We start from the raw sequence: 17992 nt of genomic DNA, 5'->3' as shown, positions 1-17992 counted from the left end.
ATGTCAAGTACCTGACAAAGAAGAGATCAAGCGCCCACGATCCCCGAACACATCGAGGGCGATTCAGGGGCGCAGCACGTAACAGACGACGGCCGTCGCGGCGGCCACGTTCAGTGAGTCCACGCCATGCCCCATCGGGATGCGCACCACCTCGTCGGCCTGGGAGAGCCAGTGCTCGCTCAGACCGGCTCCCTCCGTGCCCATCAGCACCGCGAGCTTGTCGTTGGGGCCGATCCGCTCGGCCAGCTCGTCGAGGCTCACCGAGTCCTCCCGCAAGGCCAGCGCCACCAAGGTGAAACCGGCCTGCTTGAGGCGTGCGAGGTCGTCTTCCCACGAGTCCATCCGCGCCCAGGGCAGGCTGAAGACGGCTCCCATCGAGGTCTTGACCGAGCGTCGGTAGAGCGGGTCCGCCGCTCGTGGCGACAGCACCACCCCGTCCCAGCCCAGGCCTGCGGCCGAACGCAAGATGGCGCCGACATTGAAGGAGGGGCAAGGTCGCTCTGATGCCACCCGCGCATAAGTCCCTAGGCTCCATGCATCTGCAAGCGACAGGGAATCCCCTTGCCGGAGTGCTAGTTCCAACTGCCAGCCGCGCTCCCGTCAGAGGTAGAGTGTCCAGAAACCCTTCGAGCGTCTGCACCACATGAGCCGCAGCAGACGCGCTCGCCCCGCTCCCCCGGAGGATGGACCTATCCCACGCATCGGACTCATGCGCGTCACCGACGACCCTGGCATCAACCAACGCCAACTCGATGCCCTCACTGATGCATGCGACCGAATCATCCAGGAGTCCGCAAGCCGCCGCATCCTCATCAAGAACCGACCGGCGCTCTGTGAAGCCGTCCATGCGCTGGACCCCGGCGACTCGCTGGTTGTCGAACGCGTCCAACAGCTCGGAGACAGGCTCACCACCGCCCTGATAACCTTCGCCGAACTCGACGCCGCCGGCATCCACGTCACCCTCCTCCTCGGCACGGGATCCCGCGACGAGGACGCCCGCGAGAACGCACTCGAACTCGGCCGCCTCGAGCAAAGCCACCGAGCCGAGCGACTCACCCAGCGCATCAGGTCCGGACAAGCCCGCGCCAAAGACCAGGGCACCCATGTCGGCAGACCCTCCAAGATCGACAAAGCCACCCTCAGGGACATCCAGACCCGCCGCTGGAGGGGCGAGTCCATGCGCTCGATCGCCCGAGACCTCGATGTCTCCCCCACGACGGTGAGTAAGGCCTTGAAGCAGGTGCGTTCTGTTACCGCAGTGCTGCCCAACGCACTGCATCAGGGGCCGTAGTACGCCAACGCCTCCCGGTAGGATGAGCGAGCGTAGCCGCTGCGGGCTGCCGGGAGGAGATGGCTGCCAGTGAGACTGAATCTCAAGGCTGTGGAAGAGAGAGTTGCTCCACTCGGAGGGTGTGAGTCCTACGATCGCGAGTTCATCTTCGATCTGCTCTTGGCCTATGGCAAGCCGCAAGGAAACGTGACTCGCCTCCGCAAGGGTTCCTTGAACGTCGCCGATGACCCGGAGACCGAGGTCGCCCAGAAGAACGTGGTCTACTTCAAAGAGACCACGGCCGATGTGCTCGCGGTGATCGACGAGCTCAAGACCTCGCCCACAGTCGTGCGCTACAACACACGCTTCGTGATCGTCACCGACTACACCGAGCTGCTCGCCGTGGACACCAAAACCGGCGAGAACCTGATGATCCCGATCGGTGACATCGCCGAGCACTTCACCTTCTTCTTGCCATGGGCAGGCATGGAGAAGGCGCAGTACACCGCTGAAGCACACGCCGATGTCAAGGCCGCCGAGCGCATGGGCAAGCTGTTCGACGAGTTGCTCGCCGCGAACCCTGACCTTCTTGACGAACCGCAAGGACGACACGGGCTGAACGTCTTCTTCACCCGCCTGCTGTTCTGCTTCTTCGCCGAAGACACCGGGATCTTCGAGGAGAGCCAGTTCACCAACGCTGTCGGTTCACACACCCAGCCCGACGGTTCAGACGTTGCCGAGTTCCTCACCGACCTCTTTCGCGCCCTGGACACACAAGAGCCGACCGACAAACCCACCTACTTGGCGGGCTTCCCGTACGTGAACGGACGGCTCTTCACCATGAAGTCGCACGACTTCGTGCCCAGATTCACCAAGCAGGCCCGCCAGCACCTGATCGAATCAGGCTCCCTGATCTGGCGCGAGATCAACCCGGACATCTTCGGGTCGATGTTCCAGGCCATCGTCGCCCCCGGCAAGCGATCCGATCTTGGCCAGCACTACACGTCGGTGCCCAACATCCTCAAGACCATCGAGCCGTTGTTCCTGGACGACCTCAAGGAGAAGCTCGACGCCGGCTTCGATTCCCCCAAGAAGCTTGAGCAACTCTTGGATCGGATCAGCGCGATCAAGGTGTTCGACCCAGCCTGTGGGTCGGGCAACTTTTTGGTTATCGCGTACAAGGAGCTGCGCAAGCTCGAACACGCCATTCTTGAGCGCCTCGCGGAGCTCGATCCCAATCAGGTGCTGTTCACCGAATCCAGAATCAACATCGAGAACTTCTACGGCATCGAGATCGACGACTTCGCCGTCGAAGTCGCGATCCTCTCCCTCTGGATTGCCAAGCACCAGATGAACACCGAGTTCAAAGAGAAGTTCAACGTCTCCATTCCGCTGATCCCACTGAAAGAGACCGGACAGATCCACTCAGGCAACGCCACACGCATGGACTGGAATACGATCTGCCCCAACGAAGGCGGCGAGATTTACCTCATTGGGAATCCGCCGTATGCCGGAGTCAAGGAACAGACCCGGGAACAGAAGGCAGACTTTCTCCCAGTTTTCAACGGTCGCCCCTACTCCAAGAAACTTGATTACGTCTCCCTATGGTTCATAAAAGGCGCAGACTACATACGAAACACCAAAGCACGCCTTGCATTTGTTAGCACGAAGTCGATCGTACAGGGTGAGCAGGTAGGGTTAATGTTCCCGATGATCTTCGAAAGCGGAATGGAGATTGGGTACGCATACACCCCGTTCAAGTGGGAGAACAACGCCAAGCGGAATGCGGGAGTCACAGTAATTGTCGTATCCCTGCGAAACACAGACACGTTGGCGAAGTATCTGTTCCAAGACAGTATCCGCATCGAAGCGAAGAACATCAACGGCTACTTGGTCGACAGCGCTAACATCTTCATCACCCCGCGACCCAATCCCTTATCAGAGCTCCCACCCATGACGTTCGGCTCAAAGGGAACCGACTGGGGAAACCTAATGCTCGACCCAGAAGAGCGCGCCGAACTTCTCCGCAGCACCCCCCGTGCAGAACGGTTCATTCGGCGAATCCTGGGCACCGACGAATTGGTCAAAGATCAGGAAAAATACTGCATCTGGGTGCCCGACGACGAATACCAAGAAGCAATCGATATCCATTCATTCAAAGTCCGATTTGAACGGACAGCCACAATGCGATCCGAAAGCACCAAGGCACCGACGCAACGCTTGGCGCAGGTTCCCTATAGATTTGGCGAGATAAGATATAGACCAACTGAGTCGATCATCATGCCGAAGGTTTCTTCATCGCGCCGCGACTACATTCCCGCCGGATATCTCGACGCCAAATCCGTCGTAAATGCATCAGCATTCGCTGTTTACGACGCAGAGCCTTGGGTATTCGCGATATTGATTTCTAGGGCTCACGTCGCTTGGACCGGGGCCATTGGCGGGCGAATGCGCGAAGATTACCAATACTCAAATACGATCGTCTATAACAATTTCCCTGTGCCGGCCCTCAACAATGCAGTGAAAGAGCAACTCACCGCCGCAGCGCTGCGGGTGCTCGATGTGCGTGAGTATCACTGCGAACTGACGCTCGCCCAGCTCTACGATCCAGACTTGATGCCTTCGGATCTTCGCTCGGCTCACGAGGACGTCGATCGACTGGTCGATTCGCTGTACTCCAAGCGTGGCTATGAAACCGACGAGCAGAGATTGTCAGACCTGTTTGCTATGTATGAGGCGATGATCGCTGAGGAAGCCGCCAAAGCTCCTGCCAAGAAGACGAGGGGTACGAAGAAGTGAGCCTGTCTAAGAAGCCTGTCAACGTCGTCGATGTGTCCTACGCCCGCACTGGCGGTTCGGTCAACACCAACGAGCTCGGGATGCGCGAGATGCAGCAGCGCGTCTTCGCCAAGCGCGATGCCCAACACCTGCTGGTCAAAGCTCCGCCCGCGTCCGGCAAGTCTCGCGCCCTGATGTTCGTCGCCCTGGACAAGCTCTACAACCAGGGACGCAAGAAGGTCGTCGTTGCGGTTCCGGAGCGATCGATCGGCGCATCGTTCGCCTCGACCAAGCTGACCGATCACGGCTTCTTCGCCGACTGGGAGGTCAAGCCCGAGCACAACCTGTGCGACCCAGGTTCGTCGCAAGGCAAGGTCGGGGCCTTCATCGACTTCCTGAACGGGCCCGACGCCGTCCTGGTCTGCACCCATGCGACGCTGCGGTTCGCCTTCGAGAAGCTCTCCCCCGATGCCTTCAACGGCACGGTGTTGGCGATCGACGAGTTCCACCACGTGTCAGCCGATATCGAGGCCAGCCGGTTGGGCGCGCTTCTGCGAGACGTCATCAACGGATCAGACGTGCACATCGTCGCCATGACGGGCTCCTACTTCCGCGGAGACTCCGTGCCGATCCTGTCGGCGGAGGACGAGGCCAAGTTCACGCCGGTCACTTTCAATTACTACGACCAGCTCAACGGCTACCAGTACCTGCACTCGCTGGGCATCGGCCACCACTTCTACCAGGGCCGGTACACCGATGCGATCGGTGAGGTCTTCGACCTGGACAAGAAGACCATCATCCACATCCCCAACGTGAACTCTGGCGAATCGACCAAGGACAAGATCGAAGAGGTCGGGTTCATTATTGACTCGATCGGCCAGGTTGAGAACACCGATCCCGACACCGGGATCATCAGCATCCGCCGCTCCGACACTGGGGCGATCCTCCGGGTCGCGGACCTGGTCGACGACACCGACCAGAAGAAGCGCGCCGACACCCTGCATTACCTCGCCACCGTGGCGTCGAAGGAGCGCGACGCTGTTGATGTCATCATCGCCCTGGGGATGGCCAAGGAGGGTTTCGACTGGCCCTACGCCGAGCACGCCCTCACCGTCGCCTACCGTGCATCCTTGACCGAAGTGATCCAGATCATCGGCCGGGTCACCCGGGACTCCCCCGGCAAGGAGCACGCGCAGTTCACCAACCTGATCGCCGAACCCGATGCCACCCAGGGCGAGGTCAAGGTGTCGGTGAACAACATGCTGAAGGCCATCACCGCCTCGTTGCTGATGGAGCAGGTCTTGGCTCAGAACTTCACGTTCAAGACCAAGAACCCCGGCGATGACGGCGCGCCTCCGCCCGGTGTGATCGAGATCAGGGGCTTCAAGGAACCGTCCAGTGCTCGGGTGAAGCAGATCGTTGAGACCGACCTGAACGACCTCAAGGCGACAATCCTGCAAGACGACACGTTCGCCAAGGCCGCGGCCGGGTCTGTGGATCCGGAGACGACGAACAAGGTGCTGATCCCCAAGATCATCCGCGAGCGCTACCCGGACCTCGACGAGTCGCAGGTCGAGGAGCTGCGCCAGCAGGTCGTGGTCGACTCCGTCATCAAGAACGGCGAGGTCCGCGAGGTCGGCGACAAGCGATTCATCAAGATGTCGGAGAAGTTCGTCAACATCGACGACATCAACATCAACCTCATCGACTCGGTGAACCCGTTCCAGCGTGCGTTCGAGGTCATGTCCAAATCCGTCACCCCGTCCGTGCTGCGCATCATCTCGGATGCGATCACCGCCACGCGCGTTGATATCACTGAAGAAGAGGCCATTAGCGCTTGGCCCAAGATCCAGCTATGGGCCAAGGTCAACGGCCGCAAACCTGATGCTCGTTCGGAGGACCCCACCGAGAAGAGGTACGCCGAAGCCCTGCTGTACCTTCAGCGACGCAAGCAGCAGCACTTGGCCAAGCAAGCTGCCCCGCAGATTGACGAGGAGCCATGACAGACGGCGATCCCGCGCAGCACGTCGACATCTCCTACCCAGCCTTCGACATCCAAGTCCTCATCGACTCCGATGAGGACGGGCTGCTGGACGCCCCTGTCAAGGCCAAGAAGGTCACGTCAGCCGACCGGTTGGAACGCGCCTTCTCGGAGATCGTGGAGTTCCGGCGAGCCCACGGCCGCAACCCGAGCGCCACAACGCGGGACATCGCCGAACGCAGACTCGGGGCGCGGCTGGACGGGATCCTGGCGAACGAGGACAAGATCGCTGCGCTGAAGCATCTCGATGAGTTCGGCCTGTTGGAAATCCCCGAGGCCCCGGAGTCGATCGAAGACCTGCTGCAGGTCGATGATCTCGACCTGCTCGGTGATGACTCTGGATTGCTCGACGTCTCCGATCTGCCGGTACGCCGGCAAGTCTACGAAGGCACAGAAGCTGCCCGCCGCAAGAAGGCTGACGACTTCGAGCAGTTCGAACCATTCTTCAAGCAAAAGCACGCAGAGCTCCGAGCAGGGACGGCGAAGCTGCTGCCCTACGCCGGTATGTCACACATCGTCCCTGGTGCGTTCTTCGTACTCAACGGCGTCATGCTGTTCATCGCCGAAGTGGGCGAGACTGAGTACAAGAAGTCAACTGTTCGCGAGAACAAGCGCGAACGGCTCCGCTGCATCTTCGAGAACGGCACCGAGTCATCGATGTACCGCCAATCGCTGGCGATCCGGCTCAGCGACGAGGACGGCCAAGTGATTGTGCAGTCCGCACTGCCAGAGATCCTGACCGATGACGAAGTCAGCGGCTACATCTATGTCCTGCGCTCGTTGAGCACCGACCCCCAGATCGCCGCCATCAAGAACCTCCACAAGATCGGCTTCTCCCGAGGCCCCGTCGAGCAGCGCATCAAGAACGCCAAGACGTCACCCACGTACCTGATGGCCCCCGTTGAGATCGTGGCCACCTACCGGGCATACAACTTGAAGACCTCCGCCCTAGAGAACCTGCTCCACCGCGTCTTCGCCGAAGTACGACTCGACATCACCCAGATCGACCGCCACGGGCGCGACTACGACCCATCCGAGTGGTTCGACGTCCCTCTGACCGTCATTGACCAAGCAATCGACCTAATCATGTCGGGCGACATCCTTAAGTACGAGTGCCACGCCCAAAAGCAGCAGCTGGTGTCCCGCGATCAGGAAACCCCAGACAGTGCCCAGTAGTTTGGCCGCGTTCACTGTTCAAGAGAGTCTCGCCTGACCAGCTGACCCTCGAGCGTCCAACTAGCTGTCGACCGAGTCGCATGCGCCAATCGAGATGACGCGCACGTCGATCCCTCTCTCTTCAAGGGTCGCGACTTGGCGCACAAGGTTCACTTTCGAGAAGGTGAAGAGGCTCTGCGCAGTGATAGCTTGTCCGTCCCCTCGGTGCATGGCAATGATGATCCGAGCAGGCTTGGATCCGAACGTGGAGGGATTACCCCCTCCGACGGAGATCCTCGTGCACAGTTCCTGTCTAGCTTCCAAATCGCTGCACAGGGCCTCAGCTGACACGAGTGCCTGTGCCAACAGGTGGCTCACCGCAGCCGACTTGTCAGTCTTCTTGACGTGAATCAAGGTGCCATCAGGTAGGTACACATCGCACGCCTCCATCCCCCGACGATGCAGGCTGGTCGTGATCAACTTCCTGTCGAGACAGACCCCACCCAGGGCCGTTGCAAGCCTCTTGTTGTACGCCTCCTCATCTTCTGTTGATGCCCATGCTGGGAAGACCAAGTCATCATCGACCTGAGAGAAGATGGCTTCAGTTCGCTGGTTGATGTTGTCCGCGTAGTCATGGTGAAGCTGGTACCACGCTCCGTCGTAGAGCGCGTAGCGCTGTCCATCATGATCACATTCGAAGGCGATCCATCGCTTCAGCGGGATGGCTTGGCTGATGGGCTCATCACCCTCAGCGTCTCGGAACAGCTGGATCGACGCTTGCCCGACTCGTGCCAGCCGTCTTTCCGGGGCGTGGCTGTCTAGAGCGGCCTTGACCTCATCCCACTCCGGCTGGCCCTGACGCAGCTTGTTGCCTCCGCCTGTCCACAGGTTCTTGGGCATCCACGAGTCTGGAGTTCCGTTCTCGTCTACGCGCTCATGCGGCCACGCCAGAGCGATACTCCCCGTGCCGCTGACCAAGGCATCAGACAAACGATCCTCCAGCTGACTCTTGGTCTCTGGATTCTTGACGATAGCCAGCTGATCCAGAAGCTTGAGTTCTGGGTTCGGATCAGTTGCAAGCAACTGTTCGAGCAAGAGAAGGTCAGCGATGACTTCTTCCCCGGTAAGTCCGATGGGAACATTGAGAGCGTCAGCCCCGCGAATCTGCAGCGGTTTCCCTCCTGATCGCGACAGCCCACTCAGAGCAGCAGGGGCCACGATGCGACTCACGGCCTCACCGACATCTCCGAGACCGAACCCTCGCAGGCCGTCACCTTGAGGGATCGTCGAACGTGAGGTTCGAGACCGTTCATCCATCGTCGTCACTGTGAGCGAGCGAAGTTCATCCGGGCTGGCTGTGCGGATGGCGATGCGTTGTCCGAAGAGGTTATCGATCTTGCCGGGCTCAAGGAGCTGAAACCCCATCCCGTAGGTCAGTGCGTGAACAACCTCGTCGTCCTCAAACCCCGGGATCCGAATCAAGATCACTCCAGCCGGTGTGATCCCGCTGACCTCGATATCTTGGGCTGTCAGGTCAGATACCGCCGCGCACCACTTCGCTTTGTCTCTCGACATGGCCCCCGTTACCAAGAAACCGGGATGGCCCCCGACCTCGACGTCCTGATGCTCGAAGCCATCTGCCTCTAGGTACTTGTCCCGAATGGCTTCCTTGAAGTCCGCGACGCCCGTCATGCGGTAGATCGTCGTGCGCCTACCTGGCTTCTCTTTGGCCATTCGCGTGTCCTCTCGTGAGCTTCTGCGTCTCACACGAGACGAAGCACTGGTCGGGTGTCGGGCTCACCCAGCAGATCCCGAACAAGGGCCGGCGGCACCTTGAGCTCCTCTGCCAGCACCGGGATTCCAGCCCCGTGCTCCCCCGCCAGCCCTGCGGCCGCCTTCAGCAGCGCAGGCACCTCGCCCGGGTAGGCACTCGAAGGGTCAGCTAGCGGATCGTTGATCATCGCCAGCCGCTGGTAGGCACGCCGCGCCGACGACTCCGTCGTCCTGCCGCGCTCGACCATCCTGCGCACCAGCGAGTGCGGCGACACACCCCAGGTGCGCCCCAGGCGATCAAGCTCTGTCAGGTCAAGGCGCTGCGGCAGCGCCGCGTCCATGTCGGCAGCGGGGGTCAAGAAGGCCGCTGCGAACTCATCCGCCTCCTTCTCCATCACAGCACTGTGCTCGTCGAAGTCGCGATGCAGCAGCAGGTGGCCCAGCTCGTGCGCGATCGAGAAGCGATGTCGGAACACGTTCTCGGTCCGCCGCGGAGTCGTGATCACAAGCGGCCGGCCGACGACGACCACAGAGAACGCATCGACATCGCCAACCTCCTTGAGAGGCCGTACCGACACGACGATGCCGTGCGACTCCGCCGTGGTCACAAGATGCCGAACAGGACCATCAGGAAGACCCCAGTGCCGGCGCAGAGCAACAGCCGCCTCGGCCGGCAACGTTCCCGACTCGACCTGAGGAAGATCAGCGACTGGCAGCTTCACATGCCGCTCCAGAGCGAACGTGAGCTCCCACACCAGCGTGGCCATCGCCAACGCCTTCTGACGATCGCTGACCTTGGTCGAACGCAGACTGCGGAAGTGAGCGTTCACGGTCTCCAGACGAGCGTGCGGTCGTCCCACGGAGAAGAAGTCAGGGCGCACGCCCAGTGCCTTCGCCAACTGCTCGATGGTGTTGGCACGCGGCGCGTTCACACCAGCCTCGTACTGACCCACGGCAGCCGAGCTGACTCCGACCTCCTTGGCCAGCTGTGCTTTGGTCCAGCCCTTCCGACAGCGAGCCTGTGTCAGGCGAGCAGCGTCAAAGCGGCCATACGTTTGCGCCGAACCTGGAAGGTCGAACAGTCCAGGTCCATCATCGCGCATTGGGATCGGTTCCCTCCTGCTTCCTCGGCTCCAGCACCGGCGGCGTGGGAACGCCACTGTCGAACGACGCGACATCCTTCGCGGGGGTCTCAGTCTGCAGCTCGGCCAGCCACAGCATGGCCCGGCCATTCAAAGAGACATCGCCCGTCTCGGCGTTGAGCTCCGCCACTCCCCACTCGATCTTCTGCAACTGGCTCGGCGAGGACTGCACGGCAACGAGCACCAGAGGCATTGCGGTCACAGCAGCCTCCTCAAGGGCATCCGTCAGCTCGGAAAGCTGCTGGTCGTGATCCGTGGTTGCATCATCAACAGCCCCGGGACCAGGCTCAAACAGCATGGGCTGAGGCGGTACAGCCGAGAACCCGTTGATCCGAGTCGGGCTCGATGCGAACGCCTCCACACCACGAGAAGAGTCCGGCACGCGCCAGACGTACACGAGGCAGTTGTTCACAATTGGAAGCTTGTAGCCAGCGGGCATGAGTCGGTGGGTCTGGTACGCATGCTGCTGGAACGCTTCTGCCGTGTCGTCGAGCAGGTCACGCCACTGGGCTCCGAACCCGTTTCCATACCGCGACTCTGAGACAACATGAGCTTCAGCGAAGCGGTCATGCCGGTATCGAATCGTCTTGACCAGCAGGTCACGAGCGAAATCGATGTGCCGACCGAGCGCCTCAGTCGCAGAAACAGGATGCATGTATGGACTCCCATGTGTGCAGGTGCCGCCCAGGCGGACGATTACATGCAACTTTACTTCAGGTCACGTTTCGCGCACAAGTGCTTCATTGGGTCCCGCCGCTTTCACCGCGTCGCGTAGAACGCCACCGCCGACGCGGCCGCGACGTTGAGCGAGTCGACTCCTTGCATCATCGGGATGATCACCTTGCGGTCGAGTCGCTGCACCACGTTCGGCGCGAGGCCATGTCCTTCGGTCCCGAATACCAGAGCCAAGCGCTCATGATCCTCAGCCACGAGCTCATCCAACGTAATCGAGTCCGGTTCCAACGTCAGGCCAGCAACCACATAGCCAGCTTCATGGAGCGCATCGATCCGCGCAGGCCAGGACTCGATCCGCGTCCATGGCACCTGGAACACCGTCCCCATGCTCGTCTTCACCGAGCGTCGGTACAGCGGATCAGCACAGGTAGGAGTCACCAACACCGCATCTACACCGAGCGCAGCAGCTGACCTGAATCCCGCGCCGACGTTCGCATGATCCACGAGCCCGTCGAAGACCGCGATCCTCGACCTTGTGGACTGCGGGTTGCGCAGTTTGAGACCCTTCACGTTGGTGTGGTCGACGATGTCCTCCACCACCACCAGACGCCTGGCATCCAACAGGTCGTCGAGTGTGTGCCGGGTCTGGCGCTCCATGGAGGCCAGCGCCCCGCGGTGGACGTGGAAGCCGGTCACCTGCTCCGCCAGTTCGAAGCTGACCACGTAGACCTCCGCGTCGCACCCTTCCAGCAGGTCCGCCAGCTCCTCGGCCCAGCGCGGAGCGAGCAGGAAGGAACGCGGCCGGTAGCCGGCCTCCACCGCCCGGCGGATCACCTTGTCGCCCTCCGCGATGAACAGTCCTTCAGCCGCCTCCATCGAATGCCGCAGCGACGTGTCGCGTAAGCTCACATAGTCGCGCAGGCGCGGATCGGTTGGGTCGGTGATCTCGACGAAATGGGCCACCGCAGGAGTCTAGAGCGAGGTGACGGCGGACCCCGAGGCGTACTCCCCAATGGGCAGGCCTTCACGCCAGACGGCGGGCGTGGTGGTGGTGATGGCCACCAGGCCGGCCCGTTCCAGGATGGGACGGGAGTACTCGGTGCAGTCCGACTGCAGGTAGCGCTTGCCGCGCCTCTGGGCCGAACGGGCGCGCGCCGCGGTGAGGGCTCGGTACAGACCGCGTCCCCGGTGGTCCTCGTCGCAGGCGCCGCCCCACAGGCCGGCGAAGTCGGTGCCGTCCACGAAGTCGACCCTGCCGGAACACACCACGTCGCCGCCGGGACCGCGAACCAGCCACATCTCGAATGAGTCCGCTTCCTGCTCCCACCGGGCTACCAGTTCGTCGGCTCGCTGGGCGGACCGCTCGGGCGAATCCCCGAAGACCCTGCCCGCCAGCGCCTCGGCCTCCCGGATCGACGCGGCGGAACCAGCCAGTTCCAAGCGGTGGTCCTCGGGGAGCTGGGCCTCGGCCCGGATCGCCGCCTCGACGGGTCCCACCATCACCGTTTCGGTCTCTTCCAGCACGAAACCGTGCCGACACAGGACCTCCGCGAGCATCGGTAGCTGGTCGTGGCCCCGCGTCTTCCACTCCACGTGGTCCACACGGTCGTCGGCGGCGAAGTGCCGGACCACGTCCGAGACCAATCCTTCAAGGTCGGTCTGGGGCGCGATCTGCTGGTAGGTCACGAATCCCCTTCCTCGACGGGGGAACGTGGCTGCCCACAGCGGGCCGATCCGGACCACTTCCGGCGCGTCCACCACCTCTGCCTCGGCACGCAGCTGCTGGTCGTAGAGGTCACGGAATTGGGCCTCAGAGATGGTGCGGCTGCTCGGCATCACGATCCGCCTCCACCACGTCGAGACCGGGAATGGCGAGCGCCGCGGTCACGAACTCCCGCGAACCGCCCATGCCTGCCCAGTGCGGGTCCACGTCGAAGGCGAAGCACCAGGAGCGATCCTGGGGCCAGACGAAGGCGGGTGTCAGGTCCCCGAATCCCTGCTCGAGCAGCTCGTCGCGCGGCTGGCGCCGGACCCGGTAGCGGCGCGCGACACCGGCCAGCCATCCCTCGTCGACACCGGGCAGGGCGGACAGGTCTTCTCCCCAGCCGTCCCACACCGCCACGTTGACCTCCTGCGGAGGAGTCTGCGCGAGCAGCACGTGCAGCAGCAATTCCACCTGCTCGTTTTCCGGCATCGCATCATCCGCGGGTGCAGGCTCGGTCGCGCACTGTCCGGGCCAGAGAGGGTCTGGAACCACCCGCAGCCGGGCGTAGGCCTCGAAACCTGCCGGCCCGAAGCCGACGGTGGAGCGCCACCGCTCCTCGCCCAGGTCCAACCACCCCTCCACCGCATGGCTCTGCATGGGCCGAACGATAGTGGGCGACGGGGTTAGGCTCTGTCCATCATGAACCTGCGCCTGCCGAAGCCCGACTACTTCCTGCTCGCGATCATCACCGCCGCCGTGCTGGCCAGCATCGCACCGGCGACGGGTGCCATGGTCCCCGTGATCAGTTGGGCCAGCAAGATCATGATCGCAATCCTGTTCTTCCTGTACGGAGCCCGGTTGAGCCCGCAGGAAGCACTGCAGGGCCTCAAACACTGGCGACTGCACTCGGTCATCCTGACCTTCACCTACCTGCTCTTCCCCCTGATCGGGTTGGCCATGCGCCTGCTGGTGCCGGACGTGCTCAGCGAGGAGCTCTACCGCGGCATGCTGTGGCTGTGCCTGGTGCCCTCGACGGTGCAGTCCAGCATCAACTTCACCTCCATCGCCAAGGGCAATGTGGCCGGCGCCATCGTCAGCGCGTCCTTCTCCAACCTGATCGGCGTGGTGGTCACTCCCCTGCTGGCCCTGGCCCTGATGAGCACCTCGGGCGGGCTGCGGATCGAGGCCAGCTCCATCCTGGACATCGTCTTCCAGCTGCTGGTGCCCTTCATGGTCGGCCAGCTCTCCCGACGCTGGACCGCCGGCTTCGTCAAGCGCCACAAGAGGTTGAAGCTGGTGGACCAGGGCTCGATCGTGCTGGTGGTCTACTCGGCCTTCAGCGCGGGCATGCGGGAGCACATGTGGACCAAGGTGGACGTCGCCGACATCGTGAAGCTGGTGCTCGTCTGTTGCGCACTGCTGGCAGCCATGCTCTGGGTCACGTGGCATGTCGCACGCCTGCTGGGCTTCGGCCGCGCGGATGCGATCGCCATCCAGTTCTGCGGCACCAAGAAGTCCCTCGCGACGGGCGTGCCGATGGCCACGGTGCTCTTCGCCAACCTGCCGGACGTCGGCCTGATGGTGCTGCCGCTGATGGTCTTCCACCAGGTACAGCTGATGGCCTGCAGCGCGATGGCCAGCCGCTATGCCCGGCAGGCCACGTAGGCTCGGGTCATGGCCGAGATCCGCAAGCACAAGCCCACGGGAAACTCCCCCATCGCCAAGGCGCTGGAGCAGGCACTGGGCGCCGCCGTGCGCCCCGTCACGCCGGGCGCCCCGCCGCAGCCCAATGATCCGGGCAGGTCTCCCGCGGCGAAGCCCCCGACGGTCACGGGTGTGGCCAGCACCATGCCGGCGACGGGCTGGACCACCATCTCCCCGAAGCCGCCGGAGCACGACACGGACTCCTGAGCGACGGACAGGACGAGGGGCCCGGTGGAATCCACCGGGCCCCTCGGGCGTCATGCAGTGACCAGCCGACGGGTCACTGACCGTTGGCCGGCGGTTCCCAACCCGTCTGGTACAGCGGGCCGGCCGGCGGCCGCGAGGGCTGCTCCATCACCTGCGTGGGCTCATCGGGCAACGCCTGGGTCGCCTCCTCCGCAGCCAAGGCACCCCCCTGCCCCAGCTGTGCCTGATCGGACTGCTTCGCCGCACCGACTGCGGGCGTGCTGGGCGTGCGACGTGCCTTGACGGCCGGGTTCGAGAGCTTCTCGGCCTCCTCGATCACGGACTGCACCGTCTTGTCGCTCTGCGCACGCTCCTGGTCGGTCTGGGCCTGGATCTCGGCCATCACGTCGACCTTCTCCGGAGCGGAGAACTTGGTCTTGTCGACGGGGTCGAAGCCCTGCAGCTTCTCCGCCAGCTCGGTGCCTCCGACGGCCGAACCGAGCCCCTTGAGGGCGTCGTTCAGCTCGCTCGGGACGATCCACACCTTGTTGGAGTCGCCACGTGCCAGGGCGGGCAGCATCTGCATGTACTGGTAGGCCAGCAGCCCCTGGTCGGGTTCGCCGGCGTGGATGGCGTTGAAGACCGTGGTGATGGCCTGTGCCTCGCCCTCGGCGCGCAGCATCTGCGCCTGGCGGTCGGCCTGGGCGCGCAGCACCGCGGCCTCACGATCACCCTGGGCACGCAGGATGGCGGACTCTCGCTCGCCGCCGGCGGACAGGATCTGCGACTGGCGCTGACCCTCGGCCAGCAGGATCGAGGCGCGCTTGTCGCGCTCCGCGCGGGCACCCTTCTCCATCGCGTCGCGAATGGTGGCCGGCGGCTCGATGGCGCGCAGCTCCACGCGGTTCACCTTGATGCCCCACTTGCCGGTGGCCTCGTCGAGGACGGCGCGCAGCTTCTGGTTGATCTCCTCGCGGCTGGTCAGGGCCCGCTCCAGGTCCATGCCGCCGATGATGTTGCGCAGCGTGGTCATGGTGAGCTGTTCGATGGCGCCGCGGTAGTTCTGCGCCTCGTAGGCGGCGCGGACCGGGTCGACGATCTGGAAGTAGATGACCGAGTCGATGTTCACCATGAGGTTCTCCTCGGTGATCACTCCCTGCGGCGGGAAGGCCTGCACCTCCTCGCGCATGTCCATCGTGTAGCGCACCCGGTCCACCAGCGGCACCAGCAGGTGCGGGCCGGGCTCCAGCGTGCGGCGGAACTTGCCGAGGCGCTCCACCACGGCGATCTGCTGCTGCTTGATGATCCGCAGGGACTGCATCAGCGCAGCCACGACGAAGATCACGAAGAACAGCATCAGGATGAGTCCGAAGTCAGGCATCCACTTCTCCTATACGTCGCCCGGGAAGCCCTCCCGGAAGGGTCCTGCCAGGGTGATTGTCACCCTTCGATACTGGGACGTGGCAGCAGCTCGCCGCGTTCCACGGGATAGACGACCAGAATGGGTCCGTCCACCTCGTAGACCTCGAGGTCCGCACCGGCCTCGATGACGATGTCACCGGACATGGTGCGTGCGCTCCAGGCCTCGCCGTTGACCTTGGCCTCCCCCTCGGTGCGGGTGATCCGCTGAGTGGCGACGCCCTCACTGCCTACGAGCTTGCCAAGGCTGGAACGATAGCCCGGCGCGGTGTCAAGCCTCTTGAGCAGACTGGGACGGGCCATCGTCTGCAGCGCCACAGCGGTTCCCAGCGCCACCAGCACCTGCGCCCAGTACATCTCGGGCAGCACGACTGAGGTGAGCCCTCCGGCCAGTGCCCCCAGGGCCAGCATCAGCAGGGTCAGGTCAAGGGTGGCCATCTCCAGGGTCGCCAACAGCAGCGCGAGGATGCCCCACAGGGCCCACAAGTGTCCCCCGACCCAGCCGAAGAGGCCCTCCTGCGGGGTCATGACTGCTGCGCCCGCTGCGGCCCGGCGGAACGCACGGCCCAGCGCTGCCCGTCACGGGTGACGTGGAGCGGTATGTCGAAGGTCTCGCTGAGGGTCTCGTCGTTGATCACCAGGTGCGCGGGGCCCATGGCGACGATGTGGCCTTCCTTCATCAGCAGGGCATGGGTGATGCCGTCGGGCACCTCCTCCATGTGGTGCGTCACCAGGACCGTGGCGGGTGCGTGGTCATCCAGGCACAGCTCCGAGAGGCTGGCGACGAGTTCCTCGCGTCCGCGGATGTCCAGACCGGCGGCGGGCTCGTCGAGCAGCAGGAGTTCGGGATCGGTCATCAGGGCACGGGCGATCAGGACGCGCTTGCGTTCGCCCTCGCTGAGGGTGCCGAAGGTGCGGTCCGCCAGGTCCTCGACGTGCAGCTGCTGCATGAGCTCCTCGGCACGGCCGTGGTCCATCTGGTCGTACTGTTCGCGCCAGCGTCCCATCACGGCATAGGAGGCGGAGACGACGACGTCGCGCACCAGCTCCCCGCGCGGGATCCGGTCTGCTAGGGCGGCGGAGGTGACGCCGATCCGGGGGCGCAGCTCGAAGACGTCGACGGTGCCGAGCACCTCGCCGAGGATTCCGGCGACGCCGGTGGTGGGGTGCATCTGGCAGGACAGGATGTTCATCAGCGTCGTCTTGCCGGCGCCATTGGGGCCGATGATGACCCAGCGGTCACCCTCCTCGACATCCCACGTGATGCCGTCCAGCAGCCACTTGTTGCCACGACGAACCCCGACACCGGACAGATCAACGACACTTGCCATGGCTGAAACCTATCCCGTTCGCGGAGCACGCCCAAGCCCGAGGGTCTCGATATCCTCGCTGACATGTTCGAAGACTCCCTGCGCCTGGCCGTGGTGCTGAACGCCCTAGCCGAGCGGGCGATCAGCGCCCCTTTCGCTGAGCGCGCCCTGACCGGCGGGGAGACGCCGCATCATGTCCATGACCCCGAAGGGTTGCTCGGGCTGGACCCGGTCTCCGCCGTCCCGCTGCGCCAGGCCCTGGCGCGGCTCGAGCACGCGCCGGCGGGCCGGGCACGGCCGGCCTGGGCCCTGCTCCTGCCCCGGCCGGGACGGATGGCGGGACTTCGCGGTCCGTTGGAGGTGAACCGGGCCGCACTGGATGCCGGCGCGGTGGTGATGACGCACGACGGGTCACTGGCCTGGCTGGGCCAGCGAGTGGGTGCCGGCGTGCAGTGGCGGATTGCCCTGGCCGAAAGGCCCTTGCCGCCGCCGGATCCGCGGGAGGTGGCACGGCTCCTCCCCCGGACCATCGCCCAGGTGGCGCAGGAGCTGCACGGTCTGGATGTCACTGGGGGCGAGCGACCCGGGCCGGAGCCCGCACCGGAACTCGGGGACCACTACCCTGCCGCGTCACAGGCCCTGGTGGAGCGGGCGTGGACGGTGCTGGCCACCGCCGAGGCCGGTCTGGCGCAGCAGCACGAGGTACTGCACTCGCATGCCGTCCTGACGCGAGAGCGGCACCTGCGAGAACTCGCAGATGCCGCCCTGGATGCGATCAGTGCATCGGTGTCCTGGCCGACGCGCTCGATGGAGGTGTAGGCGCGCTCAGGCTCC

The 17992-nt window shown here is 63.7% G+C and carries 17 protein-coding genes; 7 read left to right on the top strand and 10 right to left on the bottom strand.

Annotated features, from left to right (window positions below; genetic code table 11):
* Nucleotides 1-63: 63 nt before the first annotated feature.
* The gene (locus EDD41_RS14695) at nt 64-510 is read right to left on the bottom strand and encodes a TrmH family RNA methyltransferase (RefSeq protein WP_281273169.1); all 447 of its coding nucleotides are present in this window, start codon (nt 508-510) and stop codon (nt 64-66) included.
* 199 nt (nt 511-709) lie between these two features.
* Here EDD41_RS14695 and EDD41_RS14690 point away from each other — a divergent pair, with 199 nt between their 5' ends.
* The 4 genes from EDD41_RS14690 to EDD41_RS14675 all read left to right on the top strand — a co-directional run bounded on the left by EDD41_RS14690 (nt 710) and on the right by EDD41_RS14675 (nt 7265).
* Entirely contained in the window at nt 710-1291 is a 582-nt protein-coding gene (locus EDD41_RS14690) for a recombinase family protein (protein WP_170165399.1), read from the top strand.
* A 69-nt stretch (nt 1292-1360) separates the two neighbouring features.
* Nucleotides 1361-4069: a class I SAM-dependent DNA methyltransferase gene (locus EDD41_RS14685; protein ID WP_123576413.1), complete on the top strand. Its 2709-nt coding sequence runs from the start codon at nt 1361-1363 to the stop codon at nt 4067-4069.
* On the top strand, nt 4066-6051 hold the full coding sequence (locus tag EDD41_RS14680; RefSeq protein ID WP_123576412.1) for a DEAD/DEAH box helicase: 1986 nt from the start codon (nt 4066-4068) through the stop codon (nt 6049-6051). Before EDD41_RS14685 ends, EDD41_RS14680 begins: the two co-directional genes overlap by 4 nt.
* The gene (locus EDD41_RS14675; protein WP_123576411.1) at nt 6048-7265 is read left to right on the top strand and encodes a GIY-YIG nuclease family protein; all 1218 of its coding nucleotides are present in this window, start codon (nt 6048-6050) and stop codon (nt 7263-7265) included. The genes EDD41_RS14680 and EDD41_RS14675 overlap by 4 nt, the downstream gene beginning before the upstream one ends.
* A gap of 60 nt (nt 7266-7325) precedes the next feature.
* On the opposite strand, the gene EDD41_RS14670 is transcribed toward EDD41_RS14675, so the two are convergent.
* From EDD41_RS14670 to EDD41_RS14645, 6 genes are all read right to left on the bottom strand, one after another.
* On the bottom strand, nt 7326-8978 hold the full coding sequence (locus EDD41_RS14670; protein WP_123576410.1) for a DUF6119 family protein: 1653 nt from the start codon (nt 8976-8978) through the stop codon (nt 7326-7328).
* Between the two features lie 29 nt (nt 8979-9007).
* On the bottom strand, nt 9008-10120 hold the full coding sequence (locus EDD41_RS14665; RefSeq protein ID WP_123576409.1) for an XRE family transcriptional regulator: 1113 nt from the start codon (nt 10118-10120) through the stop codon (nt 9008-9010).
* Nucleotides 10110-10814 (bottom strand): hypothetical protein, encoded by a 705-nt coding sequence (locus EDD41_RS14660; protein WP_123576408.1) that lies wholly within the window; start codon nt 10812-10814, stop codon nt 10110-10112. Before EDD41_RS14660 ends, EDD41_RS14665 begins: the two co-directional genes overlap by 11 nt.
* 104 nt (nt 10815-10918) lie before the next feature.
* Nucleotides 10919-11797 (bottom strand): TrmH family RNA methyltransferase, encoded by an 879-nt coding sequence (locus EDD41_RS14655; RefSeq protein ID WP_123576407.1) that lies wholly within the window; start codon nt 11795-11797, stop codon nt 10919-10921.
* Between the two features lie 9 nt (nt 11798-11806).
* Nucleotides 11807-12670: a GNAT family N-acetyltransferase gene (locus EDD41_RS14650; protein WP_123576406.1), complete on the bottom strand. Its 864-nt coding sequence runs from the start codon at nt 12668-12670 to the stop codon at nt 11807-11809.
* A complete protein-coding gene (locus EDD41_RS14645) occupies nt 12645-13196 on the bottom strand; it encodes a hypothetical protein (protein ID WP_123576405.1) in 552 nt (183 codons plus the stop codon). Before EDD41_RS14645 ends, EDD41_RS14650 begins: the two co-directional genes overlap by 26 nt.
* A 33-nt stretch (nt 13197-13229) precedes the next feature.
* Between EDD41_RS14645 and EDD41_RS14640 the strand changes: the two genes are divergently transcribed.
* Both EDD41_RS14640 and EDD41_RS14635 read left to right on the top strand, forming a co-directional pair.
* Nucleotides 13230-14204: a bile acid:sodium symporter family protein gene (locus EDD41_RS14640; protein ID WP_370597010.1), complete on the top strand. Its 975-nt coding sequence runs from the start codon at nt 13230-13232 to the stop codon at nt 14202-14204.
* Nucleotides 14205-14213: 9 nt separating this feature from the next.
* Nucleotides 14214-14450 carry a hypothetical protein gene (locus tag EDD41_RS14635; RefSeq protein WP_123576404.1) on the top strand — a complete coding sequence of 79 codons (237 nt, stop codon included), beginning with the start codon at nt 14214-14216 and terminating at the stop codon, nt 14448-14450.
* Nucleotides 14451-14523: 73 nt separating this feature from the next.
* On the opposite strand, the gene EDD41_RS14630 is transcribed toward EDD41_RS14635, so the two are convergent.
* From EDD41_RS14630 to EDD41_RS14620, 3 genes are read right to left on the bottom strand one after another with little or no spacing between them, the layout of a single operon-like run.
* Nucleotides 14524-15810, bottom strand: a complete 1287-nt coding sequence (locus tag EDD41_RS14630; RefSeq protein WP_094765418.1) for an SPFH domain-containing protein — start codon at nt 15808-15810, stop codon at nt 14524-14526.
* A gap of 59 nt (nt 15811-15869) precedes the next feature.
* Nucleotides 15870-16376 carry an NfeD family protein gene (locus tag EDD41_RS14625; RefSeq protein WP_123576403.1) on the bottom strand — a complete coding sequence of 169 codons (507 nt, stop codon included), beginning with the start codon at nt 16374-16376 and terminating at the stop codon, nt 15870-15872.
* The gene (locus EDD41_RS14620; RefSeq protein ID WP_094765416.1) at nt 16373-17179 is read right to left on the bottom strand and encodes an ABC transporter ATP-binding protein; all 807 of its coding nucleotides are present in this window, start codon (nt 17177-17179) and stop codon (nt 16373-16375) included. Before EDD41_RS14620 ends, EDD41_RS14625 begins: the two co-directional genes overlap by 4 nt.
* Nucleotides 17180-17242: 63 nt before the next feature.
* On the opposite strand from EDD41_RS14620, the gene EDD41_RS14615 reads away from it, so the two are divergent.
* The gene (locus EDD41_RS14615; RefSeq protein WP_123576402.1) at nt 17243-17977 is read left to right on the top strand and encodes a hypothetical protein; all 735 of its coding nucleotides are present in this window, start codon (nt 17243-17245) and stop codon (nt 17975-17977) included.
* Nucleotides 17978-17992 lie beyond the last annotated feature (15 nt).

Origin of the sequence: Luteococcus japonicus (assembly GCF_003752415.1) — a bacterium.
Lineage (GTDB): Bacteria > Actinomycetota > Actinomycetes > Propionibacteriales > Propionibacteriaceae > Luteococcus > Luteococcus japonicus.
Note: the sequence above shows the minus strand (reverse complement) of the source record. Positions and strands in the feature narration are given on the sequence as shown.

Bases quoted from the DNA above. Each gene is read 5' to 3' on its own strand.
- EDD41_RS14690 (WP_170165399.1), top strand. From the start codon at position 710: ATGCGCGTCACCGACGACCCTGGCATCAACCAACGCCAACTCGATGCC.
- EDD41_RS14675 (WP_123576411.1), top strand. From the start codon at position 6,048: ATGACAGACGGCGATCCCGCGCAGCACGTCGACATCTCCTACCCAGCC.
- EDD41_RS14670 (WP_123576410.1), bottom strand. From the start codon at position 8,978: ATGGCCAAAGAGAAGCCAGGTAGGCGCACGACGATCTACCGCATGACG.
- EDD41_RS14665 (WP_123576409.1), bottom strand. From the start codon at position 10,120: ATGCGCGATGATGGACCTGGACTGTTCGACCTTCCAGGTTCGGCGCAA.
- EDD41_RS14660 (WP_123576408.1), bottom strand. From the start codon at position 10,814: ATGCATCCTGTTTCTGCGACTGAGGCGCTCGGTCGGCACATCGATTTC.
- EDD41_RS14650 (WP_123576406.1), bottom strand. From the start codon at position 12,670: ATGCCGAGCAGCCGCACCATCTCTGAGGCCCAATTCCGTGACCTCTAC.
- EDD41_RS14645 (WP_123576405.1), bottom strand. From the start codon at position 13,196: ATGCAGAGCCATGCGGTGGAGGGGTGGTTGGACCTGGGCGAGGAGCGG.
- EDD41_RS14635 (WP_123576404.1), top strand. From the start codon at position 14,214: ATGGCCGAGATCCGCAAGCACAAGCCCACGGGAAACTCCCCCATCGCC.
- EDD41_RS14630 (WP_094765418.1), bottom strand. From the start codon at position 15,810: ATGCCTGACTTCGGACTCATCCTGATGCTGTTCTTCGTGATCTTCGTC.
- EDD41_RS14625 (WP_123576403.1), bottom strand. From the start codon at position 16,376: ATGACCCCGCAGGAGGGCCTCTTCGGCTGGGTCGGGGGACACTTGTGG.
- EDD41_RS14620 (WP_094765416.1), bottom strand. From the start codon at position 17,179: ATGGCAAGTGTCGTTGATCTGTCCGGTGTCGGGGTTCGTCGTGGCAAC.
- EDD41_RS14615 (WP_123576402.1), top strand. From the start codon at position 17,243: ATGTTCGAAGACTCCCTGCGCCTGGCCGTGGTGCTGAACGCCCTAGCC.